General features: G+C 41.1%; 24 protein-coding genes. 14 read left to right on the top strand and 10 right to left on the bottom strand.

Annotated features, from left to right (window positions below; genetic code table 11):
• Positions 1-42: 42 nt before the first annotated feature.
• From LQ216_RS05810 to LQ216_RS05820, 3 genes are all read right to left on the bottom strand, one after another.
• Complete coding sequence (locus LQ216_RS05810; RefSeq protein ID WP_230127662.1) at positions 43-978, bottom strand: aldo/keto reductase; 936 nt, start codon at positions 976-978, stop codon at positions 43-45.
• Positions 979-1037: 59 nt separating this feature from the next.
• Positions 1038-1448, bottom strand: coding sequence for a hypothetical protein (locus LQ216_RS05815; protein ID WP_230127665.1), 411 nt, complete (start codon positions 1446-1448; stop codon positions 1038-1040).
• 654 nt (positions 1449-2102) lie between these two features.
• Positions 2103-3014, bottom strand: a complete 912-nt coding sequence (locus LQ216_RS05820; RefSeq protein WP_230127667.1) for a DMT family transporter — start codon at positions 3012-3014, stop codon at positions 2103-2105.
• Between the two features lie 426 nt (positions 3015-3440).
• Between LQ216_RS05820 and LQ216_RS05825 the strand changes: the two genes are divergently transcribed.
• Together LQ216_RS05825 and LQ216_RS05830 are read left to right on the top strand one after the other, a co-directional pair.
• Positions 3441-4133, top strand: a complete 693-nt coding sequence (locus LQ216_RS05825) for a response regulator transcription factor (protein WP_230127670.1) — start codon at positions 3441-3443, stop codon at positions 4131-4133.
• Positions 4111-6342, top strand: coding sequence for a HAMP domain-containing sensor histidine kinase (locus tag LQ216_RS05830; protein WP_230127673.1), 2232 nt, complete (start codon positions 4111-4113; stop codon positions 6340-6342). Before LQ216_RS05825 ends, LQ216_RS05830 begins: the two co-directional genes overlap by 23 nt.
• A 46-nt stretch (positions 6343-6388) precedes the next feature.
• On the opposite strand, the gene LQ216_RS05835 is transcribed toward LQ216_RS05830, so the two are convergent.
• The 3 genes from LQ216_RS05835 to LQ216_RS05845 form a co-directional block, all read right to left on the bottom strand.
• Positions 6389-7051, bottom strand: a complete 663-nt coding sequence (locus LQ216_RS05835; protein WP_230127677.1) for an NAD(P)H-binding protein — start codon at positions 7049-7051, stop codon at positions 6389-6391.
• A gap of 44 nt (positions 7052-7095) precedes the next feature.
• A complete protein-coding gene (locus tag LQ216_RS05840; RefSeq protein ID WP_230127680.1) occupies positions 7096-7560 on the bottom strand; it encodes a DUF3052 domain-containing protein in 465 nt (154 codons plus the stop codon).
• 149 nt (positions 7561-7709) lie between these two features.
• Positions 7710-8246 (bottom strand): pyridoxamine 5'-phosphate oxidase family protein, encoded by a 537-nt coding sequence (locus tag LQ216_RS05845; protein WP_230127681.1) that lies wholly within the window; start codon positions 8244-8246, stop codon positions 7710-7712.
• Positions 8247-8356: 110 nt separating this feature from the next.
• Here LQ216_RS05845 and LQ216_RS05850 point away from each other — a divergent pair, with 110 nt between their 5' ends.
• The 3 genes from LQ216_RS05850 to LQ216_RS05860 all read left to right on the top strand — a co-directional run bounded on the left by LQ216_RS05850 (position 8357) and on the right by LQ216_RS05860 (position 12623).
• Complete coding sequence (locus LQ216_RS05850; protein WP_230127683.1) at positions 8357-9760, top strand: PLP-dependent aminotransferase family protein; 1404 nt, start codon at positions 8357-8359, stop codon at positions 9758-9760.
• Positions 9761-10270: 510 nt separating this feature from the next.
• On the top strand, positions 10271-11287 hold the full coding sequence (locus tag LQ216_RS05855) for a PTS sugar transporter subunit IIC (protein ID WP_117307500.1): 1017 nt from the start codon (positions 10271-10273) through the stop codon (positions 11285-11287).
• A gap of 136 nt (positions 11288-11423) precedes the next feature.
• Positions 11424-12623, top strand: coding sequence for a class I SAM-dependent rRNA methyltransferase (locus LQ216_RS05860; RefSeq protein ID WP_230127686.1), 1200 nt, complete (start codon positions 11424-11426; stop codon positions 12621-12623).
• A 51-nt stretch (positions 12624-12674) separates the two neighbouring features.
• On the opposite strand, the gene LQ216_RS05865 is transcribed toward LQ216_RS05860, so the two are convergent.
• Positions 12675-13943, bottom strand: a complete 1269-nt coding sequence (locus LQ216_RS05865) for a dicarboxylate/amino acid:cation symporter (protein WP_230127688.1) — start codon at positions 13941-13943, stop codon at positions 12675-12677.
• Between the two features lie 155 nt (positions 13944-14098).
• Here LQ216_RS05865 and LQ216_RS05870 point away from each other — a divergent pair, with 155 nt between their 5' ends.
• The 5 genes from LQ216_RS05870 to LQ216_RS05890 all read left to right on the top strand — a co-directional run bounded on the left by LQ216_RS05870 (position 14099) and on the right by LQ216_RS05890 (position 19444).
• Positions 14099-14851 (top strand): threonine/serine exporter family protein, encoded by a 753-nt coding sequence (locus tag LQ216_RS05870; RefSeq protein ID WP_230127690.1) that lies wholly within the window; start codon positions 14099-14101, stop codon positions 14849-14851.
• A gap of 16 nt (positions 14852-14867) precedes the next feature.
• Entirely contained in the window at positions 14868-15296 is a 429-nt protein-coding gene (locus tag LQ216_RS05875; protein WP_230127692.1) for a threonine/serine exporter family protein, read from the top strand.
• A 115-nt stretch (positions 15297-15411) separates the two neighbouring features.
• Complete coding sequence (locus LQ216_RS05880; protein WP_230127695.1) at positions 15412-16458, top strand: class I SAM-dependent methyltransferase; 1047 nt, start codon at positions 15412-15414, stop codon at positions 16456-16458.
• Positions 16459-16986: 528 nt separating this feature from the next.
• Positions 16987-17793 (top strand): ABC transporter ATP-binding protein, encoded by an 807-nt coding sequence (locus LQ216_RS05885; protein WP_230127697.1) that lies wholly within the window; start codon positions 16987-16989, stop codon positions 17791-17793.
• A 4-nt stretch (positions 17794-17797) separates the two neighbouring features.
• Complete coding sequence (locus LQ216_RS05890) at positions 17798-19444, top strand: hypothetical protein (RefSeq protein WP_230127700.1); 1647 nt, start codon at positions 17798-17800, stop codon at positions 19442-19444.
• A gap of 49 nt (positions 19445-19493) precedes the next feature.
• Here the strand turns inward: LQ216_RS05890 and LQ216_RS05895 are convergent, their stop codons facing one another.
• Positions 19494-21038, bottom strand: coding sequence for a cation acetate symporter (locus LQ216_RS05895; RefSeq protein ID WP_230127702.1), 1545 nt, complete (start codon positions 21036-21038; stop codon positions 19494-19496).
• Between the two features lie 14 nt (positions 21039-21052).
• A complete protein-coding gene (locus LQ216_RS05900) occupies positions 21053-21385 on the bottom strand; it encodes a DUF485 domain-containing protein (protein ID WP_230128274.1) in 333 nt (110 codons plus the stop codon).
• A gap of 283 nt (positions 21386-21668) precedes the next feature.
• Here LQ216_RS05900 and LQ216_RS05905 point away from each other — a divergent pair, with 283 nt between their 5' ends.
• From LQ216_RS05905 to LQ216_RS05920, 4 genes are all read left to right on the top strand, one after another.
• Positions 21669-22442, top strand: coding sequence for a transporter substrate-binding domain-containing protein (locus LQ216_RS05905; RefSeq protein WP_230127705.1), 774 nt, complete (start codon positions 21669-21671; stop codon positions 22440-22442).
• Between the two features lie 63 nt (positions 22443-22505).
• Positions 22506-23150 carry an amino acid ABC transporter permease gene (locus LQ216_RS05910; protein WP_230127707.1) on the top strand — a complete coding sequence of 215 codons (645 nt, stop codon included), beginning with the start codon at positions 22506-22508 and terminating at the stop codon, positions 23148-23150.
• On the top strand, positions 23147-23875 hold the full coding sequence (locus LQ216_RS05915; protein WP_290369232.1) for an amino acid ABC transporter ATP-binding protein: 729 nt from the start codon (positions 23147-23149) through the stop codon (positions 23873-23875). The genes LQ216_RS05910 and LQ216_RS05915 overlap by 4 nt, the downstream gene beginning before the upstream one ends.
• Positions 23876-24052: 177 nt before the next feature.
• On the top strand, positions 24053-25402 hold the full coding sequence (locus tag LQ216_RS05920; RefSeq protein WP_230127709.1) for a GntP family permease: 1350 nt from the start codon (positions 24053-24055) through the stop codon (positions 25400-25402).
• 47 nt (positions 25403-25449) lie between these two features.
• Here the strand turns inward: LQ216_RS05920 and LQ216_RS05925 are convergent, their stop codons facing one another.
• A complete protein-coding gene (locus LQ216_RS05925) occupies positions 25450-26295 on the bottom strand; it encodes a MurR/RpiR family transcriptional regulator (RefSeq protein ID WP_230127712.1) in 846 nt (281 codons plus the stop codon).
• Positions 26296-26314: the final 19 nt, after the last annotated feature.

Consider the following 26314-nt stretch of genomic DNA (forward strand, 5'->3'; position numbering starts at 1 on the left):
TTCGTTAAGAAGCTGAAGAAGGAGTTTTTGCAGTAATGAAAATTAAGCCTGGAAAATCCGGCTGATCTTTTCAATTTCCTCATTCGTTAATTGAACATCTAATGTTTTCAAGTTGTTTGTAACTTGTTCAGGGCGTTTTGCACCGGGGATCAATACGTCAATTGAAGGACGAGTTAAATACCAGGCGAGAACTACATGAGCAACCTCTGCATTTTTTGCATTAGCAATTTCACGTACTTGCTCAACCTTTTCCAGGTTTCGAACGAAAGCCTCTCCTTGGAATAACGGGTCTTTAGCACGACCGTCCTCAAATTTTGTATCTTTATTATATTTTCCGCCTAATAACCCCGCGGCAAGCGGGAAGTAAGGGATGAACGAAATATTGTTTTGAGCGGTATACGGCAAGATTTCTTGCTCTACCTCACGTTTAAATAAATTATATTCAGATTGCAGCACATCCACATAACCATCTTTATTTGCTTCTTTTAATTGTTCGATGGAAAAGTTCGATACTCCAATTGCTTTGATCTTACCTTCATCCTTCAGTCTCTTTAACGCACCGACCGCCTCGTCTTTTGGCGTGCCTTCATCTGGAAAGTGAATATAAAATAAATCGATGTAATCCGTTTGAAGCCGTTTTAAACTGCCCTCTACGGCTTCTTTTAAGAAAGCAGGCGAATTATCCAAGACAACGTTTCCATCTACAAACTTATGAGCGCCTTTTGTAGCTATGACAATTTCATCCCGCTTGCCTTTTTCTTTGATCACTTCGCCGATCAATTCTTCCGAACGTTCAGGACCGTAGATGAACGCGGTATCTAAAAAGTTGATGCCATGATCGATAGCTGTACGGACAACATCTTTTCCAGTCTCTTCATTAAGATTTGGATAAATATTATGCCCACCGACAGCATTGGTTCCTAGTCCGATCGGATTTACATATAAATCTGTTTTTCCTATACGTGTCTTCTCAGCCATTATGGATAAACATCTCCTTTTCTAAGGTTCAGTAAAATCATGTTTTATTTCGATTACACTTATTCAACAACATCACCACCAAAATTAACAGATGTAAATTCCTTAGTTGCCATATCGCTTGCTATTTGTCTAAAATCTTCTACTTCAACCCACCAATCCTCATGAAACTTGTCAATAGGATCAAGTTCCAAATCTGTTGCATACTCTGAATTTACATCCTCTATGATAGCAGCGTATTGCTTGTGATAATATTCTTTTTGTTCTTGAGTTAAATCTACTAAAGGAATTGCTGGCATCACTACCTTTCCTTTATCGGTATCGGATAAATGCTCATCTTCTACTGTTTGTCCATCAGTCAAACCTTCCGATGTTTCTTCATTTACCTGTCCTTCTGTTTCCTCATTTACACTACACCCTGCTAAAACGATAGTTCCAAGTAAAATTCCAATATACAAATATTTTTTCAACATTCTCACCCCATATAAAAGATTGTTAAATGTAACCAATTACTTAAAAGTATACGATTTATAGAAAATTTAAGCAATTCCAGGAAAGCACCCCCTAAAACACTTTCCCTTTGTTCAAAAAATTTACATCTATTAACTTATTCAACACCATTTCCAAAATCCTTCTTATTCAACTCCCTCAGTTAAATACGATTTTCTCCCGAATACTCGCTTATTCGCAGGATTTCATTCTCGTTGGGTATAATTTCTTGATTAGGATGGAGTGATATCAGGACGTTTTGGCTACTTGAAGGCATAATTAAATAAAGGAGTAGGTTTTATTATCCATATTATTCCATATGATTTCTTCTCCACGCTGCCCCTGGGGGCTTTCCCTCCCATGTCTCAACGGGTCAATTGCCCTATCATTCCTTCGTCATGCCTAACCAAGGGGTGGAGGCCAGTTTTGCTAACCTAATGGATCAGTGCCCTTTTGTTGAAGAAATCTGGTACTCCGTAAATATTTGAAATCCTGCGAATAAGCCAACACTCGATGTTAGGTTCACTTCGAAAACGAAAAATTGGTTAGACTATGCTGCCAACTCTGTTAATCAAACTACATATGGTAAACAGAAATAGTTAGCCTGTATGTATTTGACTAGTATGAGAAAACGTATCTTAACTTATGCTCTCTTTTCTAATAGAGCTTTCTGTAGTTTCTTTATTCGTCTTTTGACTGGTTAGATAGACACCGATAAAGACAAGAATGCCACCAATCATTTGCACGAATGTAATGGTCTTGCCTAAGAGCAAGCTGAGAATAGCCGTGAAAACGGCAATTAAGTTCAAATAAATCCCCGCCCGACTGGCACCAATATGACGAAGCGACACATTCCAAAAAATAAACGATCCCACTGAAGGGAATATCCCAATATACAATAACCCAATTACAGCTTGCCGACTTAGATGATATTCTACTCCGGACATTAGAATAAACGGCAGCAATATGAATAACGCGAGTAAGACGGATACCGCTGTGGCTGCAATCGGAGGAATCGTTTTTAGCTTTTTCCCGATGATCGAATAAAAGGTCCAGACCAATATAGCTAGAAGCATTAGAAGGTCTCCCTGGTTATAGTCAAGCTGAAAAATCTGCTGCAGCTGTCCTTTGGTTAAGACGAGGAGAACCCCTAGCAGGGAAATGAACAGACCAAGTCCATTCTTCAGAGAAATTCGCTCCTTGAGCAGCAGTGCTGAGAACAGGACAATCACAGCAGGATTGATTGAATTGACCAGTGCCGCATTCATCGAAGTTGTGAATCTTAAAGCCTCATATAAAAGAAAGTTATAGGCGATGATGCCCAATATCGACATCACTAGTAAGGTCTTCCATTCTATCCATACCTTCTTCCAATCAGGGCGTTCAATCCAGTGGGCGATTGGAAACAAAAAGAACACAGCGATCAACCACCGCGAGAAGGTTAGTTGCAGAGGGGACATTTCTGCTACAACAAACTTTCCAAACACATAATTGCCGGCCCAGAATAGGTTAGCGAGAATAAGAAATAAAAGGACATAGTGCTTTTTCATAGACAGGACCGCCTTTATGAGTTTTCTGAAAATACTCTCAATATATCAAACGAGAAAAAGGATGGCAATTCATTAAGCTGATTAAAAGATAATAATTCTGTGGCTGTAGCTGTTTAAGGCTATGTAATAAAGCTATGTTTATTTTGGTTCATTTCAGCTTCCTGTATAAAAACGCCTGGGGAAAGCGAGCTTTTCCCAGGCGTTTTTATACAGGAAGCCACCTTTCAGCATAGCTGAAAGGCGTGTGAAACCTCTGTTTCACACGAATGAGCCAAAAGTACAGATTATCTACAATCACTTTTAACCTAGCTTTTCTTAAGAAAGTCTTAAGAATTATGCTACGAGAATGTTAAGATTTTCGGGCTAGAATATAGATATTTCCAAATATATGCACATGATATAATTTTGAAAGGAGAGTGAGAGATTATGAGCGAATTTAATGTGCTGGTTGTCGATGATGAGAAAGAGATTCGCGACGCTATTGAAATATATTTGAAGAATGAAGGAATAACAGTGATCAAGGCCAGTGATGGCATCGAAGCGATCGAAAGGCTGGAAGAGCAAGCGGTACACTTAATTATTCTGGATATCATGATGCCAAGAATGGACGGGATTTCGACGACTTTTAAAATCCGTGAACAAAAAAACATTCCGATCATCATTTTAAGTGCAAAGAGCGAAGACAGTGATAAGGTGCTAGGCCTGCAGGTTGGTGCCGATGATTATGTCACCAAGCCATTCAACCCGCTCGAGCTTATTGCCCGGGTAAAATCACAACTCAGGCGCTATGTCACGTTAGGTACATATGAAGGAAATAACAAGCTGATTAATTTGAACGGCCTGACGCTGGACAAGGAGTCGAAGGAAGTCGCGATTCATGGAGAAGCAGTTAAGCTGACCCCGATTGAGTATAAAATAGTTGTTCTGTTAATGTCTCATCCGGGAAGGGTGTTCTCAATAAACGAAATTTATGAGCGAGTTTGGAAGGAACCATGCTATAACGCAGAAAACACGGTTGCTGTCCATATCCGTAAAATTCGGGAGAAGATTGAGATTGATCCGAAAAATCCAAGATATTTAAAGGTGGTCTGGGGAATTGGATATAAAATGGAGAAATAGCATTAAATTTATAGTTTGGACAGCCATTCTTGCGATTGGGATAAGCGGTACCCTCTCAATCGTTTCAAAAGGCAGTGAATATATAAAGAAAGATTATTTCCATTCACCTGAGTTTGATGTTGAAATGGATCAATTCATTGGTTTACTAAGTATCTATGAGTTACATGACAAGACAAAAGTAGAGCTTCGGAATAATATTACTGTGATAGATGAGGAAATTGAAGAGCATCGTTATCGGTACGGCAACTTATCGGAGCAGGTTTCTACAATCAAAAATCAATATGAACCGCAAATTCAGGATGCTCTGGCAGCAAACAATGAAGAAGTCGCCAATCTGTATAAAGCGGAAAGAGACGAGAAGATTAAAGATATTACGAACAACTTTAAAAGTGACGAACATATACGGAAGAAAATAGTCAAAGAGGAAGAAGAGAAAATTGATCGATTCTTTCAGGAAAGAGAGGATTACGACTCGCAGTTTCAGGAGTACGAAAGAGCGATTAAATACTATCTTCAAAATACCGAAACCGGAGAAGTGTTTACCAATCTAAATGGTGTGGAAGACGGTTCGGTCAAAGAGATCATGAATGATAAAGAAATGCTCTTTATCCAGAATTATTCTGATTCCAAAAACGGTTATCTTTCCACGGAAGCTAGCTATCCCTATATTGGGGAGGGTTATGACGATATAATTGCGCTACTTTATAAAGGAGAGACGCAAACCTTTGAAGGAGCGATTGCCATCCCGAAATCAACGTCTTCGGAACATCCATTGATGATCAGGTATCACGATTATCAGAAAGCTCAAATCACCTTTTACGTTTATGCTGGAATAGGCCTTCTATGTTTAGTGTTAAGCATATTAATGTATAAAAAAATCAAGCCCTTCCAATTGGTGAAATCGTTAGAATGGGACGGAATCTATCAGCGGATTCCAATCGACTTGAGACTCATAGCTTATGTTGCGAGTTTTATAGTTATGGTGGCCTTGGCCTTCCAGGTTCTAAACAGTGAGATATATTATGATAATCTGTATTCATATATCTATGATTTGTTAGAATGGGTGCTGCCTGCAAGCATGATCGCTATGGCAGGGACACTCCTGCAATTTTACTTGCTTTTGGCTGTGTTAAAAGAAACTAGCAGTTTCAAAGAAGAATGGAGAAAAGCATTAATTTATAAGGGATATTTCATTTTAAAAAGGGCTTTCTTAAACACGAGTGTGGGAGTTCAGCTGCTGATTCTCTTAATGGTTGTCTTTCTGTCCGGTATCGGGGCAGGCATAACTTTCATGGACCCGGGTGTGATCCTGTTTTATTTGTTTTTATTTTTGGTGGTAACCCTGCCGGTCCTTATTTTCTTTATCATACGTACGGGCTATTTTAACACGATCATTCAGAATGCAAGCGCTCTTGCTAACGGGAATTTCGAGCCTGATCTTCCGGTTAAAGGCCAATCTGTTTTAGCAAGGCTTGCAGAAAGCATTAACACGCTAAAGCATGGCGTGAAAGCATCGGAAAAAGCCCAGGCCAAAAGTGAACGCTTGAAAACGGAGCTGATTACAAATGTCAGCCACGATTTGAGAACGCCACTGACTTCCATTATTTCATACACAGAGCTGCTTAAATCACCGGACTTAGCTGACGAAGACCGGGATGCGTACGTGCAGGTGATTGACCGCAAATCCAAACGGTTAAAAGTGCTGATCGACGATTTATTCGAAGCGTCTAAAATGGCAAGCGGCAATATTGAACTCGCAAAAGACCATGTCGATATTGTCCAGCTCCTTCAGCAGGCGCTTGCCGAATACGATGAAACGATCCAGGGTTCAACGCTGCAATTCAGGGTGGCGGTTCCAGAGAAACCGGTTTATGCCTATGTAGATGGACAAAAATTATGGAGAGTATTTGACAACCTGATCGGCAATATTTTGAAGTATTCTTTAGAGCATACCAGGGTTTATATTGATTTGATTAAAGAACAGAGCCATGTGGTGATTACTTTTAAAAATGTCTCCAAGTATGAGCTGGGGGGCAATACAGACGAATTGTTTGAGCGTTTTAAACGCGGAGATACTTCCCGCCATACCGATGGATCCGGTCTCGGACTCGCGATAGCTAAATCCATTGTTGATCTTCATGACGGCAGTATGGATATCGATTTGGATGGAGATTTGTTCAAAGTGACGATTGGACTGGCGACGATATAAAGCAGAAAAAAAGATGGCCTTCCCGGGTCATCTTTTTTTAATAGAATTATTTTGCCAAAGCTTCCATTTCATCAGATAAATAAATCGTTGTTCCTTGGCTATTATTCCGGGCTGCGCGATGCATGGCCAGTGCCACAGTCCTTGCCTGAATTGCCCTGTATTTCTTTAAGGGACCGACGAGCAGGAAAGATAATGGCGGTAATAGAACGGCAGCTGCTGATTCACCCGGTCGGGATTCTTTCCTGTTTCCTAACAGAAGAGAGGGCCTGAAAATGTGCAATGCCTGAAAACCTACATTGCCTAATTCCACTTCCAGCATTCCTTTCATGCGGGAATAAGCGAAGGAGGACTGTGGATCAGCACCCATTGAACTGATGACAAGAATTTGCCTTGCTCCTTCCTCCTGAGCGAGCTTAGCGGCACTCAACGGATAATCAACATCCACCTTCGTCATTGCTTCTCTTGTTTTCGCTTTTTTAATGGTCGTGCCTAAACAACAAAAGACATCATCCACGTGAAAATGCTCGCGGTACCATTCCAGATGATCAAAGTCTGCCTGGACCTCTATCAGTTTATGGTGCTGGATTCCGAGCGGTTTGCGAACGAGGATGACAATCGAGGCGTAGTCCTTTTCATTCAGCAAGCATTGCAGCAGCTCTGAACCAACAAGGCCGCTGGCTCCCAGCAGTAAAGCAGCTTTCTCTCCCACTTTTTGCACCTCTGTCATTCCGACTTTTTTTATAAGAACGGATATTATTTATTGCCCTGTGTCCGTTCCTTCCCTTTTTCGGTAGCAGCAAAATCCCGAACCATTGTTTTGATTTTATCTACTGGGCGGAAACGCAAGGCAGACCAGTCTTCGTCAATTGCGACTTGCCTGACGGGCTCATAGCCCTCATGCGCAAGCAGCACAGCCACAGTTTCGCGGCTGCAGTCAGACCCTTTATAAACTTTGGAAGACTTTTTTGGGTAGCATAGCCATAACAATCCATCCTCTGTAATTACTTTTGCAGCCTCCCGTGCCAGTGATTGAATCTCTGCATTTGATATCCCGAAGACCTGGACGAATTCATAGCCTTCACGTTTCGGGTCCTTATCGACTTCTCCGGTGAAGGCTGCGCTGATCTCATTATAGGCTTTCGGGGCGTTAATAATTAACACGGGCTGTCCCCGGTCTTTGAATTGCAGTTTTTTTTTAACAGATGATGCTTCATTCATCCGCATCGACCTTCCTTTACTCAGGTAATAATTGTCTACCTCAACTATATGAAAGGCTCTGGTCTATGTCAAACCTAGCTAAAGATCATTAATGGCTTGATCTGACGCCGAAAGCGGCAAAAAATATACCCTAGTGCGCACTCATATATTTAGATATCATCCTTCACCGTTCTGCCTGAATAGAACCTCGCATTTTCGTTAAGCATGTTTTCTTTTGCGGATAGTTTTTCCGGAACTAGCTTAAAAACTAGTGTTTTGCTTCCTAAAGGAGAGCGGTATTTCTCTACATGGTTTTTCGCCAGGGGAGAGTTATAATAGCCTGGTACATACTTATTCAGCATTGCCTGCATCGCTGAAGTGGCCTCGTCTAAATCGCTGATTATTTCAATGGTTCCGAATACCATCACGCTCATATAGGCGGTATCTGTTTTTGCAGGAACGGGATCAGCCATCGTTCCTAAATCTTGACTGACCGTAAAACATCCATACGGGTTTTCCTTTATCACATCGACTTTTCTTCCTTCGGTTGCGCCGTGCACATAAATACATTCGTCATGCCAGACAAAATTCAAGGGAACCACATAAGGATGTTCTTTGTCTGATAAGCCTAAATAGCCCGTTTTAGTCTGAGATAAGAATTCATTTATCTTTTTCTGGTCATTAGTTTCTAATTTTGCTTGTCTCATGGAATGCTCTCCTTATAATTGGAATGTGATAGTATAATGATCATAGGAAATTTATGACCCGGAAAAAAGTGACAGTTTAAACAAATTTATTGAGGTCAGATGGAGGTATTATGATAGAATTAACTCCTTTTCTTAATAAAAGACTCAATGTCCCCTTGTATGTGCAGTTATATAACTATATTAAAAGTGAAATCGAAGCAGGAGAAATACCTGAGGGTTCTTCTTTGCCATCTATTCGTTATTTATCAGAGCATTTAAGAATCAGCAAGAATACGATCGAGAATGCATACCAGCAGCTAGTGGCAGAAGGGTATGTCGAAAGTAAGCCAAGAAGCGGGCTAAAGGTGCTGCCTATGGAAAAGACGCTCACATCACGGCAGAATATAAAAAATACGATGAGGATAGAATCGGATTTTGTGAGGGGAAGGATGTATCCTTACGACTTTAAATATGGGGATGTAGATTCGCACCATTTTCCATTAAAGAAATGGAAACGTTGTTTGCAGGATTCACTTGAAGGACCGGATGCCGGATTATATGTATATGGAGATGAACAAGGAGACAAGAGCTTGCGAAAGGAAATAGCCAGCTATTTATTCCAGGCCAGGGGGGTTACCTGTTCGCCCGAACAAATCGTAATTTGTGCCGGAACGCAGCATGCGATAAGTTTAATCTGCCAGCTTCTCTCATTACACGGGAAATCTGTCGCATTTGAAAATCCGGGATATGACGGAGTAAGGTCTGTTTTCGAAAACCACGGATGCCACATTTCAGCTATAAGCCTGGAGTCGGATGGACTTGATTTAAACCGCCTGGAAGAGAGCCGAGAGAATCTCGTATACATTACTCCTTCCCATCAGTTTCCATACGGAATGGTGCTTCCGATTCAAAAGCGGCAGAAGCTGCTGGATTGGGCTCATAAGAATAAAAGCTATATCATAGAGGATGACTATGATAGCGAGTTCCGCTATCAAGGCCAGCCTATCCCATCACTAAAAGCTTTGGATACTAAGGAGAATGTGATTTATTTGGGGACATTCTCAAAATCATTCCTTCCTGCTGCCAGGTTGAGTTATATGGTTGTACCATCGAGGCTGGTTAAAGAATTTAAGCAAAAGCTCAATTATAATCAATCTGCTCCACTGATCACCCAACGAGCTATGTCCTTGTTTATGAAAGATGGCTCTTTCGAGAGACATGTCCGCAAAATGAAGAAAGTTTATCATGGAAAGCATAATGCCTTATTACATGCAATTGAGACCCATCTCAGTGATAATGTCGAGGTTATAGGCAGTAAAGCGGGGTTGCATATCTTACTCCGTGTAAATCACAGAGACAGCAGCCAGGAATTAGTCAGAAAAGCTGGAGAATATGGAGTAAAGGTTTATTCACCTGAAAAATACTGGCTTGATAAAGAACAGAGCCCCTCTTCATTAATAATGTTAGGTTTTGGCGGAATGACGGAAGAACAAATTGAAGCGGGAATTTGCCTTTTGAAAAAAGCGTGGTATTAGTGAAAATAGTGGGAAGCATTTGAATCATAATCATACTGTTTGTATTTTTGAAACAGTATGATTGTGATTTTATTTTGTTTTAAGCAATGGTCTATCTCGGATGGAAGTAATTCGTTCAATTACTAGGATAAATTTAATTTTATATAAAAATAATAATTAAACTTCAAATCCTAGAAAGACCCCTTAATTATGAAAGCGTTTTTAATTTGTCAGAATTAAAAAAGTTATTTACATATTCAGAAAACTTATGTTAGGATAACAAAAACAATAAGAAATGAGGAAAAATAAAGATGAAAAATCGAATGAGTGTACAGGCAGATATTATTCTCATTATTAACACATAGAGGACTGGAACAGCCATTTGACTTACAGTGGAATGTTTGAGTCTATCTTGTGCATTGAAGGACAAGGCGCTCAAACGACTCAAGCGCCCATCCATCATGGAAGGGTTTTTTATTTGGATAGATTGAAAAAATACAACAGGTTTATTGACAGAGGAGTGCGGATAAAATGAAAAATTATTTCGTCGAACGAATGTATAAAGCTTCTACAGGAATTGCCAATGCTGTATTGGTTACGCTGGGAATAGGACTTCTGTTTGAAACAATCGGGAAATTCATTGGCTGGGAAGCATTTATCGGAATAGGATCAGCGGCCAAGGTGTTGCTTGCTCCAGCAATTGGGGCAGGGATTGCTTATCAGCTGGGTGGCAATACGTTGGTCATCTTTAGTGCAATGGCCTCCGCAGCGGTGGGAGGAGCGGCGATTCATCCTACAGCCGAGGGGTTCTTCACGATCGTACCAGGACAACCGATAAGCGCGGTGCTCGCCGCCGCCATCGCCACATATGTCGGCAAGCGTTTGACAGGAAAGACAAAGCTGGATATGATGGCAATCCCAGTGGGGGCAATATTGGTCGGAGGTGTATCGGGTGTCGGGTTAGCGGCTGTCACGACACCGTTATTGCAATGGTTGAGCGGAGAAATCACATCTTCAGTACAAGGGTCTCCTCTTATTGCTTCGATGGTCATTTCGTTAGTCTGGAGTATTCTGTTAATGACACCTGCTTCATCTGCAGCTCTTGCGATTGCTTTGCAAATGGACCCAGTATCAAGCGCTGCGGCACTAATCGGCTGTACGGCGCAATTTGTCGGATTTACGGCGATGTCGCTTCGTCAGAATGACCTTGGCGGTTTTTTGGCCCAGGTTGCTGTTACGCCAAAGGTCCAATTCCCCAATCTTATTAAAAATCCGAGATTGGTAATCCCGCCCTTTGTCGCGGCAATCATTTGCGCCCCAATCGCAACGCTGGGATTCGATTTTCAGGTTTCTTATGAGCTTGCCGGGCTTGGCTTGAATTCATTCATTGCACCGCTAAATATTTTAGCAACACAGGGAATCGAAGGATTCTTGATTTATATAGCAGTTGGGGTTGTTCTTCCGATTGCCATCACGCTAGGACTATACCAGCTGATTAAAATGGCCGGCTGGGCAAAAGCGGGCGATTTGCATATGGAGGTTCAATAACGATTAGGCAGGGCACAGCAAACGTTGCTGTGCTCTTTGTTTTTTGGAGTTGAAGCTGAACATTGGTTATAATGGTAAAAAGATATTGAATGCCGGCCAACAGGTTCACTTTGGCTTGCAGATAGGGTGTAAAATCATGCAATCGGAAATCAATGTAAACGTAAAACAGAATGACGCGGCTAGACTTAGCAAAGGTTATCCGTTAATAAGCAAGGAAGCTCTGGTAAATGAAAACCAGTTGCAAAAAGAAGGATCCGTTATCAGGCTCTTGGACGAGAAAAACCATTTTATCGCAAAAGGGTATTACGGCAGGCAAAACAAAGGCTACGGCTGGGTATTGACGAGAAAAGAGAATGAAAAAATTGACCAGGAATTTTTCAACAGGAAAATGAAGAGGGCCTTTGATCACCGGGAATCCTTTTATAAAGAAAAAGATACAACAGCTTTTCGGCTCTTTAATGGAGAGGGAGACGGAATCGGAGGGCTGATTATCGATCAATATGATGGTTATTATGTCGTGAGCTGGTACAGCAAAGGGATCTATCAATTTAAGGATTATATTTTAAACGCATTAACAAATACAGCCAGTGTGAAAGCCGTTTACCAAAAAAAACGCTTTGATACGAAGGGGCAGTATATAGACGAAGATGACTTCGTAATGGGTGCTGAACCAGCATTTCCACTGATCGTAAAAGAAAACGGCGTAAATTTTGCTGTGCATTTAAATGACGGAGCGATGGTGGGTGTTTTTCTCGATCAGCGTGATGTGAGAAAGAGGATACGTGATCACTATGCAAAAGGAAAAAATGTCTTAAATATGTTTTCTTATACAGGGGCTTTTTCTATATTTTCCGCTGTAGGAGGGGCTTTGAAAACGACGAGTGTCGATTTGGCCAACCGTAGCCTTTCTAAGACGATAGAGCAGTTCAGTGTAAATGGCATTGATCATGAAGCCCATGATATTATCGTCGAGGATGTTTTCAAATATTTTAAATACGCGATAAAGAAACAATTGAAGTTTGATCTGGTGATACTCGATCCGCCAAGCTTTGCCAAGTCTAAGAAATTCACATTCAGTGCGGCAAAGGATTATAAAAATCTTTTGAAAGATACGATTGAAATAACGGAGGACAACGGGGTTATCGTAGCTTCAACGAACAGCAGTGCTTTTGATATGAAGCGGTTTAAGAGCTTTATCGATATGGCTTTTAAAGAGAGCCATATTAATTATAAGATATTGGAGGAATTTTCCCTTCCAGGAGACTTTAAGACAATCGATGAATATAAGGAAGGGAATTACTTGAAGGTCGTCTTTATTAAGAAGCTGAAAATATAACAAAAAAGCCGGAGTCGTTTCACGTGAAACAATTCCGGCTTTTTCATAAAGTTAAGCTGCGTTTTCTCTGGCTAAGTTATTTCTCAACCAATTTTTCCCTTCGACGAGACGGGTAACCATCATTGCACTTACGGTATTTCCTGTAGAGTTGAGCAAAGTTGCCGGTGCATCAATAATCGTGCTGATAACCGCAATAATAGGAAGCACTTCTGCAGGGAAGCCGAAAATGCTGAGAATTAACATTTCACCAATCATTCCTCCGCTAGGAATCGCTCCCATTACAGCTCCTACCAGAAAGGAGACAGCAAGAATGCTTAAAATGTTTGAAAAACTAGTCATGTCCTTACCGAAAAGGGAGAATAAGAAAACGATTTTAAGTACTCCTCCAAAAACAGATCCGTCCTTATGGGTATTGGCGCCAAGCGGAATAACCGTTTCCGCGATGTCTTTAGGCACACCCATTTTTCGAACATATTCAAGATTAACTGGGATGCTCGCGGCACTTGAACAAGTAGCGATGGCTGTGATAGAGGGAGTGAACGCATTTTTCCAGAAAACTTTCACTCCGGCTTTTCCGCTGGCAATAAAGGCATATAGAGTAAAGAACCCGAAGTAGTAAATGAGTGCCAATCCTAGATAAAGAAGAAATGCCCGCAAATAACCTTCTAGAATCTGCGGTCCAAGTTCTCCGATAACGGCTGCAAAGTAACAGCCAAGCCCGATTGGCGCATAATACATCACAAATTTAACCATTTGCATCATCACGACTGAGCCGGCAGATAAGAATGCAGAAACCGGCTTTGCTTTTTCCCCAACAATAGCTGTGGCGAGTCCGAACAAAACCGAGAAGACGATCAGCTGCAGCATATTGCTTTTTGACAATAATGCTGAAAAATCAGGAACCGTAAAGGTATTAACAAGCTGGCTTAGGAAGCTAACTTCCTCCGGTGTTTCTTTCATACTATCAGCTGAGCTCATTAACTCTTTAATTGCCGAAGTATCCGTGTTTTCTAATGGATTGACAATCATCGTACCGGCAAAGCCAAGAATAGCTGAAATGGCAGCCGTGATGAAGAAAACCAAGAGGATGCTGCTCATGATTTTTCCAAGCCGCTTCATTTCATTCATACTAGCAATCGCTGAAGAAATGCTGAAGAATACGAGCGGAATAATGATCATGAACATTAAGTTTAAAAACAAATCCCCAAATGGTTTAACAACGGAAGCTTCCGTACCGAAAATTAATCCGGCAGCCCCGCCGATAATGATGGCAATGAGCAGCAAAAGCGTCCCCTTATAGCTTTTTAATAAACCTTTCAAATGGTGACACAACCTTTCGTGATAGAAAATTAGAATATAAAAGCATCGCTTCATTATCCTATTATGTGTTTCGTTTTACAATGGCTTTTGACACACAAAGGAAATAATAATAATCTAAGTGAAGAACAATCTTGTCTACCGATGGAGTGTGGGTTATGGAGAATCTTCCAAAAACGTATGAAGTTATCGAAGTGTGTATGCTAGCAGGGAAAATCATGCTGGAAAGCGGCGCGGAAACGAATCGCGTGGAAGACACGATGTCCCGGATCGCAGCCTCCTTTGGGATCTATCACTCACATAGCTTTGTGACTCCGACAGGAATTATCTTTTCGATTGACGGAGCTGATCCGAGTAAATTATATAGAATTTCAAATAGGTCAACAGATTTGAAGAAGGTTACTGAAGTGAACAGCATTTCCAGAAAAATCAGCAGCGGGGAGATATCCGCCAAGGATGCTCTTGTTCAATTGAAACGGCTGGAAAAAGCTAAGCTCGCTTATCCGTTATGGCTGCAAATTCTTGCTGCATTCATTTCAAGCGGCTGCTTTCTGATTATGTTTCAAGGTGGATGGCATGATTTCATTCCGGCATGTTTGACAGGAGGGATCGGTTTTTCTTGTCTGATTTATCTCAATCGATTGCTTGAGATTAAATTTTTTTCAGAGTTCCTTTCTTCCTTAATTATTGGATTGGTGGCAACCCTGTTTGTTTATACCGGAGTAGGGGACGAAATCGATAAAATAATAATCGGTTCAGTTATGCCGCTTGTGCCGGGTCTGCTGATTACAAACGCAATCCGGGATTTAATGGCCGGACATCTGGTCTCGGGAATATCAAAGGGCGCTGAGGCATCTTTAACCGCTTTTGCGATAGGGTCAGGAATTGCCGTTGTCCTTTCATTCTTTTAAACGATGAGGTAACTATATGATTGCACAGCTTATTACTAGTTTTATTGCGTCTGCCGCTTTCGGGATTATTTTTAATGTCCCGAAGAAGTCCATCATGCAGTGTGGATTCGTCGGAATGGTTGGCTGGATGCTCTATTATGCGCTTGTCGAAAGCGACTTCGACAGTGTTTTTGCCACGCTGGCAGCGGCCTTTCTTGTAGCACTGATCAGCCAGACCTTTGCTAAATTATATAAAACACCGATTATCATTTTTAATGTGTCGGGCATCATCCCCCTCGTCCCGGGAGGAATGGCATACGATGCGATGAGGCATTTTGTCAGCAACGATTATAGTACAGCTGTCCAGCTTGCCGCAAAAGTCTCAATGCTCTCAGGGGCTATTGCTATGGGGATTGTTTTCTCCGAAGTCTTGAACCAAGTTGTAAAGAAATACAGTAGAAAGTAAGTGATCAGGCAGGGATAATTTCATTCCTGTCCTTTTTCTTTTGATGCCCGAAAAGAGGGTTTGGCCGAGTGGTGTAGAATTTATATGAAAGCGTTTTCTTAGGGAGTGAAATGTAATGAGCTTACCTGAAACAAAGTTGAATGAAGCGATTTATACTGAAGCCGATTTTGAATCGACGCAATTGACATCGAGCTACCGAATCGATCTGAGAAATCCGACAAATGAATATCTTGATAAGTTTATCAATGCTAATCTTGTTTCAGACTGGTCTGTGCTGACTTGGAAGGATGTCGGCAAGCCATATGAAGTGAAAACTGTGGCCAAATCGAAACGTGACTGGGAGCAGGAGAACGGTGAAATGTCTGTACGGGAGTCTTGGGAGTTTTTCAACAAATCATTTCATGAATGGTTTGTAAAAGATGTACCTGAAGAGATTTCCAGGTCAAAGAAAGAATTGAAGGGATACTTGTCTCGTTTTCAGTTAAGTGACGTGAAAAAGGCACTCGGTGAAACGATCCGGTTATCGTTATGGAATTATGCCCACCGGGTGGAGGATGGTATTTGGGATCCACGTGGAAAGAGGGCCCTTTTTGAAGGACTTGATATAAGAAAACCCCGTATTCTATACTTGGGTGCCGCTGAAGGCTATGAAGCGATGCAGTTATATGCGATGTACCCTGAGGGCGAAATCGTAATGGTCGATTATGATGACTTTTGCCGCACAGACCGTTTCGGTCACTTTCCTGATCGTTATCCATTCCTTGGAATTAATCCGGTTACCGGCCATCCGCGGGTCTGGCATAAAGACCAAATGAATATTGATTACGTGGTGGATGATATCCGGAACCTACCATTCGGCAAAGAATTCGATATCGTCCTGAGCGTCGGACTTTTAGAGCACTTTCCGGATGACTTTAAACAAGAAGCGATGGATTGGCACCGCAAATTCTTGAAGCCGGGCGGTTACGTGATAATGACTACGCCCCGTTTGCAGCTGAAATCACGCTTGTTTTACACGATCATGGCCGATGTGATGAACCATACGTACAGGGAGTTAATGGATGTCCGTCAGATGGGATTGTATGTGTATGAAGGCGGCTTTGACATCCTCCGCCATGGATATATTAAGGTTCATAATGGGATCGTGGCACAGCCTAGATAATTCGAATTAAGTCAAATGGAGAGACATCAAAACAGATGTTTTCTATTTGGCTTTTTTCGTCTGGGCAGAATGGAAGTAAAAGCTGGGGATTTGCATGAGTGCAACTACGCCCAATCTTAGTAAGGTCTGCAAATCTGTCTTTAAAAAACTTCCAAGTGATGTTAATATTTAAATAAAATGGTTCATCACCATAACTGGTGGTTTAATGTTGATTAACATAATATCTCAGTAATTTTGCAACAAAGTTGATTGGCGAGGATATGCAAGACCCCTCGAAAATGCATACGCATTTTCTCGTGCGGTGCCTATTCATGGATGATGATTCAACGTCCTGCGGGAAAAGCAGGCCAGTTAACGGAACGTCGACTAAGATCTGCCACGTCCTTATGTCTTACGTCGACGCCAACACATCCTGTGTAAGTCCCGGAGGCGTGCCCTTTGCCGAGGAGGCTCCCGGACTGCCCGCGGAGCGGAAATCAACGGATAATCAAAAGCTTAAACCACTTCTTTTGGTGAACAACCAATAAAATGAAAGACGGTGAAAAGGTGGACATCAGTGAAAATCCGATTATAAAAATTAGGGAGTTATCGGTAAATTACGGTGCGAATACCGTGCTCCAAGATATAAATCTAGACGTACATAAAGGAGAAATTATTGGTTATATCGGCCCCAATGGTGCAGGGAAAAGCACAACGGTAAAAGTAATGCTTGGATTGCTAGAGGAATACAGTGGAACCGTTGAAATAGATGGAAAAGACATAGCGGATAGAAACGTAGAGTATAAGAGAAAAATCGGGTACGTACCAGAGATTGCGGAACTATATGAAAATCTGACCGCAAGAGAGTATTTATCCTTTATCGGTGAACTTTATGGCTTAAACCGCGATATGGTTGAAATGAAAGCAGAAAAAATGATAGCTGTGTTTCAAATCGCAGAGGTATACGATGCAAGGATTTCCTCTTATTCAAAAGGAATGAAACAAAAGGTGATGATTATTGCCAGCTTGCTTCATGACCCTGATATATTATTTTTGGATGAACCTCTAAGCGGTTTGGACGCTAATAGTGTAATTGTAGTAAAGGAGATTCTTGCTCAGCTTGCTGCGCAGGGGAAAACAATTTTCTATTCTTCTCACATTATGGAAGTGGTAGAGAAGATTTCGAGTCGGATTGTTTTATTAAAGAGTGGCCAGATTGTCGCGGATGGCAGCTTTGCTGAACTTAAAGAAAGAAGCAAGGAAGGTTCCTTGGAGGAGATCTTTAATCAGCTTACAGGATTTACCGATCATCGGGATGTAGCAAGAGAATTTGTATCTATTGTACAAGAGGGATGAGAGCATGAAAAACTTGAGAGTATTGAAGTTTCTTGATAGATGCAAGGGTTTGTTTGAAAAGCTTGGAGTCGATTACGAAAAAATGAGGAGCATCCTGCAAGTCAAATTGGTTATGGACAGCAGAAAAGTTCCAACGATTCTGGCTGGTTCGGGCAATAAGAAGAATAAAAAGAGCGAAGATGAAAACCAGTTTGTTAAATCTTTGTGGTTTTACGTGATATTAGGAGGGTTTATGGCAGTAGTTGTTGCTATGGGCAACAATTATATGCTACAAATGAGTCTCTTTTTTGGCGTATTGATCTTTATCGTTTTGACTTCATTAGTATCTGATTTTTCTTCTGTTTTATTGGATACACGGGATAAAACGATTATCTATTCGAAGCCGGTTGATAGACGGACAATGGGTATGGCCAAATTTCTACATATCTTTATCTACATGTTTTATCTAACAATGGCGATCTCAGGACCTGCACTTGCTGTTTCGTTAATCCGTCATGGAATTGGATTTTTCATCTTATTTTTAGCGGAAATTATTTTGATAGATATTTTTGTCGTTGTGTTAACAGCTTTATTATATTTAGTGATATTGAGATTTTTTGATGGAGAAAGATTAAAAGATATTATTAATTATTTTCAAATTGGATTAACGGTTGCCATGACATTAGGATATCAACTTTTGTTCAGAGTTTTTGATTTTATGGATGCGAGAGCCGTTTTGGAACCAGAATGGTGGCATTATTTTATCTTACCAATCTGGTATGGAGCTCCTTTTGAATGGATATTGAATGATGCTACCAATGGGTATTACACGCTCTTCTCAGTATTAGCGTTTATTGTCCCGCTTATTTCAATTTTCTTGTATATTAAACTAATTCCTTTATATGAACGGAGCCTGCACCGTCTAACGAGTGTGAGTGGCAGCAGGAAAAAGAAGAAACGATTTATGACTTGGTCGGCAAAAGTATTGTGTAAAAGTCGGGAGGAACAGATATTTTTTCGATTTGCTTCTGATATGATGGCAAATGAGCGCGATTTCAAATTGAAGCTATATCCTGGTTTGGGCATTTCGTTGATTCTCCCATTCTTTTTAATCTTTAATTCGCTGGATGGTAGCAGCTTGGCTGAGATTAAAAATAGCAGGATGTATTATAATATGTATTTTTGCGGAATGGTTATTCCGACCTTGGTCTTGATGTTAAATTACTCGAAAAATTTTAAGGCTGCTTGGATTTATAAAACGATTCCCATAAAAGCTGAAGGGTCTATTTATAAAGGAGCGTTAAAGGCTGGTATTACCCGATATCTCTTTCCGCTTTTCTTGTTTGTAGGAATGTTGTTCATTTCCTTATTTGGATTCAGAATTCTTCCTGATTTAACTGTTATGTTTTTCGGCTTCTTACTGTTTGTAGTGCTTTGTTTTAGATCATTGTCTTCAGGTATGCCTTTCTCAGAAGCATACGAGGCCATTCAGCAAAATGAGGGCATCAAAACGTTTCTATTGCTGACTTTCCTCCTTTTGTTAGCTGCGCTTCACTTTATTGCAGCTTATGTATTCGAGTATGGAGTTTATATCTATTTAGTTCTTTTGTTTATTATCAATCTAATAGTTTGGAAATGGTCTTTTCCTACTAAAAATGCGATAGATTTATAAGAAAAACCTGATGGCAGCAAGGTAAGTTGCTGCCATCAGGTTTTATTATTTATTCGCTTACTGATTCTTTAATACCTGTATTGGCTTTTACGAGAATTTCATCAAATTTCTTCGCATCCGCTTTTTTACTGGAAACCAAGGTGCCGACAACGGCAGCCAGGAATCCAAGCGGAATCGAGATGATTCCAGGGTTTGTAAGCGAGATGAGCGGATCTCCTACTAAAATGGCTACGCCTTTTTCCGGAGCCCAAACGTTAGGGCTAATGGCTACAAGGAATAGGGCACTGAACAAACCTACGAGCATTCCAGATACTGCGCCTGTCGTATTAAATCGCTTCCAGAAAATGGTCAGCATGATAATCGGCAGGTTGGCACTGGCAGCTACCGCAAAGGCAAGTGCTACAAGGAATGCAACGTTCATCGTTTGGGCGAATAAGGCAAGGATAATCGAGATTACCGCGACGCCAATCGACGCCCAACGAGCTGCGACCATCTGTTCTTTTTCAGTGGCCTGTCCCTTACGTAAAATATGGCTATAAAAATCATGTGCAAAGGCTGAGGCCGCAGAAAGTACGAGACCTGCAACAACCGCAAGTATCGTCGCAAAAGCGACTGCAGAGACGAAGGCAAACAGGAAGTCACCGCCGAGTGCCTGGGCGAGCAATGGTGCGGCCATATTGCCGGCAGCGTTTGCTTCTACAATTTTGTCATACCCTACAAAAGCGGCTGCCCCGAATCCTAGGAAGATTGTCATGACATAGAATACAGCGAGAATCCAAGTTGCATAGGCAACCGACTTGCGAGCCGTGATTGCGTCCTTAACCGTAAAGAAACGAATGAGGATATGCGGAAGGCCGGCTGTTCCTAAGACAAGTGCCAGGTTGAGCGATATGGTATCAATTGGATTCTTAAACTTATTGCCAGGATTCAGAAAATCTTCTCCTAAAGGTGTAGCTGTTTTCATTGCATCAAACATTGTGATGACACTGAAATCAAATTTGGCGAACACCATGATTGATATCACAAATGTTCCGCCCATAAGCAGTAAAGCTTTGACAATCTGGACCCAGCTTGTAGCCATCATGCCACCAAATACTACATATAACGTCATCAGAACTCCGACGATTAAAACGGAATATACATAGTCAATTCCTAATAATAATTTTATGAGTGCACCTGCACCAACTAATTGAGCAATCATATAAAAAGTTGAAATCGTAATTGTATTTAAGGCTGCGACCCCTCGGACTTTTTTTTCGTCAAAACGTGCCGCGATCATATCAGCCAGTGTATATTTCCCTAAGTTCCTTAATGGCTCGGCTACGATAAACAAAACGACAAGATACGCTACCAAAAACCCGATACTATAGAAGAAACCGTCGAATCCTGAAAGCGCTACCATCCCAGCGATTCCTAAAAACGAGGCAGCCGACATATAATCCCCCGCGATGGCAAGTCCATTTTGCCAACCGGTCAGGCTTCCATCCGCCGTATAGAAGTCACTCGTGGTTTTTGTCCGTTTTGAAGCCACATAAGTAATGATCAGTGTTATCGCTACAATTGCGATAAATAAAGCAAAAGCTAACATATTCATCTGGATTTGCCCCCTTAACCTCTGGTTTCTTTGCTTACTTTTTCAACAATTTCATCAAATTCTCTAGCTTTTCGAGTATAAATCATACATAGAGTAACAGTCATGATAAATTGGGCAAATGCAAAAACCCAGGCCCAGCTTATCGATGCAAATGCCGGTTGATTAAGAACCGTCGAGTAAGCGGTCAAGATGGGGAGAGTAAAATAAAACACCATGAAAAAGATGGACATAGGAATAATGAATTTCTTTTTCTTATGCATAAGCTCTTTGAAGGATGATGAATGGACAACTTTCGTGTAATCAATAGATGAATTTTTTTGCATCTTTTTTACTCCTGATTCGTTCATCGCCAATATAATTCCCCCTTTGTTTTGTATGGACTGTCCCTCCCCTTTAAAAGGCTAAAGTCCAATACATAATAGTATTATAATGTTTCCCAAATAGATTGTAAAATCAGAAAATAAAACATATTGCGACAATTCGTGTCGTAATGTTTAACTACTTATTCTTTTGGGTAAAAAGTGGTTGTCTTTCGCTCATAGAAAGAAAGAGAGGGATTTACTCTTCAGCTATACAAATGTATAATTTTAGAAGATACATAATATTATGAATGATAGAGGGGGTTTATCTATGAAGAAAATAGGTTTTTTCAGTCTTTTTTTTGTTATGATTCTATTATTAGCGGCATGTGGAACTTCTGAAGAAGGCTCGGGTTCAGGCACGAAAGAAGAAAAAGTTTATAAGGTAGGAATCGATACGACCTACCCGCCGTTTGAGTTCGAGGAGAGCGGAGAGTATAAAGGAATCGATATTGATTTAATTAACGAAATTGCGAAAAACGAAGGATTTAAAATAGAACTAAATCCAATGGACTTCGGGGGCATTATTCAAGCGATGCAGGCAGGAGAGCTGGATGTTGCTATAGCGGGAATGAGCATTACCAACGATCGTAAAAAGGTGGTGGATTTTTCGGATCCATACTTTGATGCGGGACTTACCCTTGTAGTCAAAAAAGGAACGACGGATATTAAAACACTGGACGACCTTAAGGGTAAAACTGTAGCGGTTAAGAAAGGTACAACCGGGGCTGCATTTGCCACAGAAAAAGCGAAGGAAAAAGGCTATAAAGTTGTCCAATTTAATGACAGCCCGGCAATGTTCCAGGAAGTTTCCAACGGCAATGCAGATGTTCTGCTTGAGGATTATCCGGTAATCGCTTATGCGATTGCCCAGAAAGATCTTGGTCTTGAGATTGTCGGTGACCGTTTGAATGGTGACAAATACGGGATCGCAGTCTTGAAGGGTGAAAACGAAGAGCTTCTGGACAAAATCAACAATGGATTAAAAGAGTTAAGAGACAGCGGAAGATATGATGAAATACTGAATAAGTATTTAGGTGAATAATAGATTTCACAGGAGGGCGCGCTCATAGCGCGCCCTCTTTTTTGAAGGGAGAGAGAATTACTGATGGATGTTATCAGTGCGGCCTTGCCTTATTTACTGGAAGGTCTTCAAGTGACATTGTATATTTTTATCATTGCCATCATTATCGGTTTTTTAATTGGTTTAGTGATTGCATTAATGAGGCTGACCCATATAAAACCATTAAATTGGATTGCGGTAGCTTTTATTGATGCGATTCGCGGGACACCATTTTTGGTCCAATTGTTTTTTATTTATTTTGGCCTTAATTCCTTGCCGTTTATTTCTTTCAACAATACAACGGCGGGGATCATAACGGTTGCAATAAATGCAGGCGCATACTTTGCGGAAATCATCCGGGCCGGAATCCAGTCCATTGATAAAGGGCAAACAGAAGCAGCCAGATCACTGGGCTTAACCGGTATACAGAATATGAGGCATATCGTCTTGCCACAGGCGTTCAGGAGGATGCTGCCGACAATTACAAACCAATCAATCATCAGTTTAAAAGATACTTCGCTGCTGTCTGTTATTGGGATCGCGGATTTAACTCAGCAGGGAGAAATCCAATCGGCGGCAACGTTCGAAGCCTTTAACATTTGGCTTACGGTCGGCATTATTTATTTCATCATTATTTATTTACTCACCCTGTTTGCTAATTTCCTGGAAAGGAGATTTGAGCTGCGATGAATATGATTACTGTGAAAAACTTAAAAAAGTCGTTTGGTAACCAAGAAGTGCTTAAGAGCATTGATGCTGAAATAAAAGAGAGAGAAGTCGTATGTGTCATCGGACCTTCTGGTTCAGGCAAAAGCACCTTTTTACGCTGCTTAAACCAGCTGGAGGAGATTACAGAAGGGCATGTTATTATTGATGGTCAGGATATTACCGACCCGAAAACCAACATAAATGAAGTTCGTCAAGAGGTTGGCATGGTGTTTCAGCAGTTCAATCTATTTCCGCATAAAACCGTGATGGAAAACATCACTTTGGCTCCGATGAAGGTTCGTTCCTCCTCGAAGGAGGAAGCAATTACTAAGGCGCTCGAGCTGTTGGACAAGGTGGGATTGAGAGAAAAGGCGGAGAGTTATCCTGCTGAGCTTTCAGGCGGTCAGAAGCAACGGGTTGCCATTGCGAGGGCGCTGGCCATGAATCCTAAAATTATGCTATTTGATGAACCAACATCCGCTCTTGATCCGGAAATGGTCGGAGATGTGCTCGAAGTTATGAAGCAGTTGGCCAAGGAAGGGATGACAATGGTCGTCGTCACGCATGAAATGGGATTTGCCAGAGAAGTAGGGGACAGGGTTCTCTTTATAGACGGGGGCTACATTGTGGAAGAAAATGAGCCCAACGCGTTATTTAGCAACCCGCAAGAAGAACGGACAAAATCTTTCTTGAGTAAAGTATTGTGAGAAATGAAAGGGCGACTGCTAATAATAAGGTCGCCCTTTTATCATGTTTATTTTACGATAAAATATTTTTTTACTTAAATGGTTGATTTAAGAAATATTTTTTCATATAATCAAGAATGAAAGTGCTTTCAGCAGATTATAAAAAAATGAAAAATCTTTAAGGGGGATTAAAGTATTATGTTATTATTTATTGTTTTAGCAGCGATTGTTGTCCTTCTGCTTCTTATAACGGTGGCCAAGCTAAATCCTTTTGTCGCGTTGATCATCACGGCAATCGGAGTCGGTTTAGCAACGGGAATGCCGCTTGTTTCCTCAAACCCTGAGGTTCCGAGTATCATTGATTCGATAAAAGCGGGTATGGGGAATACACTTGGATTCTTAGCAATTGTATTGGCGTTAGGAACCATGCTTGGAAAAATGATGGCTGAATCGGGCGGTGCTGAGCGTATCGCGCAAACTCTTATTAAAAGGTTTGGTGAAAAGAACGTTCACTGGGCCATGATGGGGGTAGGATTCATCGTCGGGATTCCGGTTTTTTTCCAGGTTGGATTCGTTCTATTAATTCCATTAGTATTTACAATTGCACGTCAGACGAAAATGTCTCTTGTGTCGATCGGTGTTCCGTTAGTGGCGGGTTTATCTGTAGTCCACGGTCTTGTGCCGCCGCACCCAGCCGCCATGGCTGCTGTAGGCATTTTCCAGGCTGATGTTGGGCTCACCATTCTTTATTCTTTGATTGTCGGTATTCCGACTGCAATCCTTGCCGGTCCGGTATACGGGAAATGGATCGGAAAAAGAATCTATAAAGAAGTTCCAAAGGAAATCGGCGACCAACTGGCCGAGCAAAATCCAACAAAGGAACTTCCTGGGTTTTTTAATACTCTTTTCACAATCTTAGTTCCTGTTCTATTAATGCTTGCTTCTTCTATTGCACAATTAGTATTTGAGAAAGAAAGCTTTGCGTATGAATTTTTCTTTTTTATTGGGGATCCGATTGTAGCTCTTTTGATTGCAACTGTTTATTCATTCTTTAGCCTTGGTTTCTTCCGTGGCCTTTCTCGTGAAACCATCTTGAAATTCACGAATGATTGTCTTGCGCCGACGGCAACGATTCTTTTGGTTATCGGTGCAGGCGGAGCGTTTAATAGAGTGTTGCTTGATTCAGGGATTGGAGATTATATCGCTGAGCTTGCTCAAGATTCAAATGTCTCACCTATTCTTTTAGGATGGGGAATTGCGGCGATGATCCGGGTTGCTACAGGTTCTGCTACCGTTTCTATGATGACGGCAGCTGGTATCGTGGCTCCTATTGTAGCGGTGATACCTGGTGTAAATATAGAACTCCTCGTTTTGGCAACTGGTGCAGGTTCATTGATCCTTTCCCATGTTAACGATTCAGGATTCTGGCTCATTAAAGAATATTTCGGCATGAACGTAAAGGAAACATTAATGACCTGGACAGCGCTGGAGACCATCATCTCTGTTGCGGCCCTTGTCTTTATCTTAATCCTCAATACATTTGTTTAAAAAAAGGGTGGACTTTACGATAAAGTCCGCCTTGAATGTATCTATATTCACATCTTTGTTTCGGCAATGACATCTCTTATTTTTTGGAGAGATTGTTTGGCTTTGTTCTTATTTTTCATCATGACATTTACGTAGAGTGCATCAATCAAACTTAGTTGGCTGATTCTTGATGCTAAAGCTTCAGAACGGTATTCTGTCTCCTCAGCACTCGTGATTAATGGAACATTAACCCTTTGGCTGAGAGGTGATTTTGGGAAGCTGGTGATGCCGATTGTTTTGACACCGTTTTCATTTGCTGTATTTAAAATTTGGATCGTATCTTTATTCGTTCCAGAATGCGAAATGACAACCGCTACGTCGTCTGATGTTAGCTGTGAAGCGGACATTAGCTGAAAATGGGTATCGATAAAAGCAAAAGCCTGGATGCCGGTTCGAAGGAATTTATGGTAGGCGTCCATCGCGATGACAGAGGATCCACCGGTTCCGTAAAATTCAACCCGTCTCGCGTTTAATAGCAGCGAGACCGCTTTTTTTAGCGAGTCGGATTCAAGAATTTGCAGAGTGTTTTCCAGCGATCGATTATTCGATTTGAAAATCTTTTCTGCTACCGTCTTTTCATTATCCTGTTCCGTTATTTCTTCGTGAATCTGCTGGATCGGCGTCATGATTTCAGAGGCAAGCGCTATTTTCATCGCCTGGTAACCTTTAAAGCCGATGCGTTTGCAAAAGCGAAAAACAGTAGCATCGGCAACATTCAAATCTTCAGCCACTTCATTGATAGTACAATGTATAATCTGCTCTGGATTTTCCAATATATAATTAGCAATCTTTTTTTCTTTTTCACTAAAACGCGGATAATAAGACCTAATTTTTCCTAAGCAATTTTGTGTCATAAAGAGAAATTTCCTTCCC

This window comes from Bacillus sp. CECT 9360 (assembly GCF_918741275.1).
In the GTDB taxonomy this organism is placed as follows: domain Bacteria; phylum Bacillota; class Bacilli; order Bacillales; family DSM-1321; genus Peribacillus.

Coding starts and splice junctions, on each gene's coding strand:
- LQ216_RS05810 (WP_230127662.1), bottom strand. CDS start 978: ATGGCTGAGAAGACACGTATAGGAAAAACAGATTTATATGTAAATCCG.
- LQ216_RS05815 (WP_230127665.1), bottom strand. CDS start 1,448: ATGTTGAAAAAATATTTGTATATTGGAATTTTACTTGGAACTATCGTT.
- LQ216_RS05820 (WP_230127667.1), bottom strand. CDS start 3,014: ATGAAAAAGCACTATGTCCTTTTATTTCTTATTCTCGCTAACCTATTC.
- LQ216_RS05825 (WP_230127670.1), top strand. CDS start 3,441: ATGAGCGAATTTAATGTGCTGGTTGTCGATGATGAGAAAGAGATTCGC.
- LQ216_RS05840 (WP_230127680.1), bottom strand. CDS start 7,560: ATGAATGAAGCATCATCTGTTAAAAAAAAACTGCAATTCAAAGACCGG.
- LQ216_RS05845 (WP_230127681.1), bottom strand. CDS start 8,246: ATGAGACAAGCAAAATTAGAAACTAATGACCAGAAAAAGATAAATGAA.
- LQ216_RS05850 (WP_230127683.1), top strand. CDS start 8,357: ATGATAGAATTAACTCCTTTTCTTAATAAAAGACTCAATGTCCCCTTG.
- LQ216_RS05855 (WP_117307500.1), top strand. CDS start 10,271: ATGAAAAATTATTTCGTCGAACGAATGTATAAAGCTTCTACAGGAATT.
- LQ216_RS05860 (WP_230127686.1), top strand. CDS start 11,424: ATGCAATCGGAAATCAATGTAAACGTAAAACAGAATGACGCGGCTAGA.
- LQ216_RS05870 (WP_230127690.1), top strand. CDS start 14,099: ATGGAGAATCTTCCAAAAACGTATGAAGTTATCGAAGTGTGTATGCTA.
- LQ216_RS05875 (WP_230127692.1), top strand. CDS start 14,868: ATGATTGCACAGCTTATTACTAGTTTTATTGCGTCTGCCGCTTTCGGG.
- LQ216_RS05880 (WP_230127695.1), top strand. CDS start 15,412: ATGAGCTTACCTGAAACAAAGTTGAATGAAGCGATTTATACTGAAGCC.
- LQ216_RS05885 (WP_230127697.1), top strand. CDS start 16,987: ATGAAAGACGGTGAAAAGGTGGACATCAGTGAAAATCCGATTATAAAA.
- LQ216_RS05890 (WP_230127700.1), top strand. CDS start 17,798: ATGAAAAACTTGAGAGTATTGAAGTTTCTTGATAGATGCAAGGGTTTG.
- LQ216_RS05895 (WP_230127702.1), bottom strand. CDS start 21,038: ATGAATATGTTAGCTTTTGCTTTATTTATCGCAATTGTAGCGATAACA.
- LQ216_RS05900 (WP_230128274.1), bottom strand. CDS start 21,385: ATGAACGAATCAGGAGTAAAAAAGATGCAAAAAAATTCATCTATTGAT.
- LQ216_RS05905 (WP_230127705.1), top strand. CDS start 21,669: ATGAAGAAAATAGGTTTTTTCAGTCTTTTTTTTGTTATGATTCTATTA.
- LQ216_RS05910 (WP_230127707.1), top strand. CDS start 22,506: ATGGATGTTATCAGTGCGGCCTTGCCTTATTTACTGGAAGGTCTTCAA.
- LQ216_RS05915 (WP_290369232.1), top strand. CDS start 23,147: ATGAATATGATTACTGTGAAAAACTTAAAAAAGTCGTTTGGTAACCAA.
- LQ216_RS05920 (WP_230127709.1), top strand. CDS start 24,053: ATGTTATTATTTATTGTTTTAGCAGCGATTGTTGTCCTTCTGCTTCTT.
- LQ216_RS05925 (WP_230127712.1), bottom strand. CDS start 26,295: ATGACACAAAATTGCTTAGGAAAAATTAGGTCTTATTATCCGCGTTTT.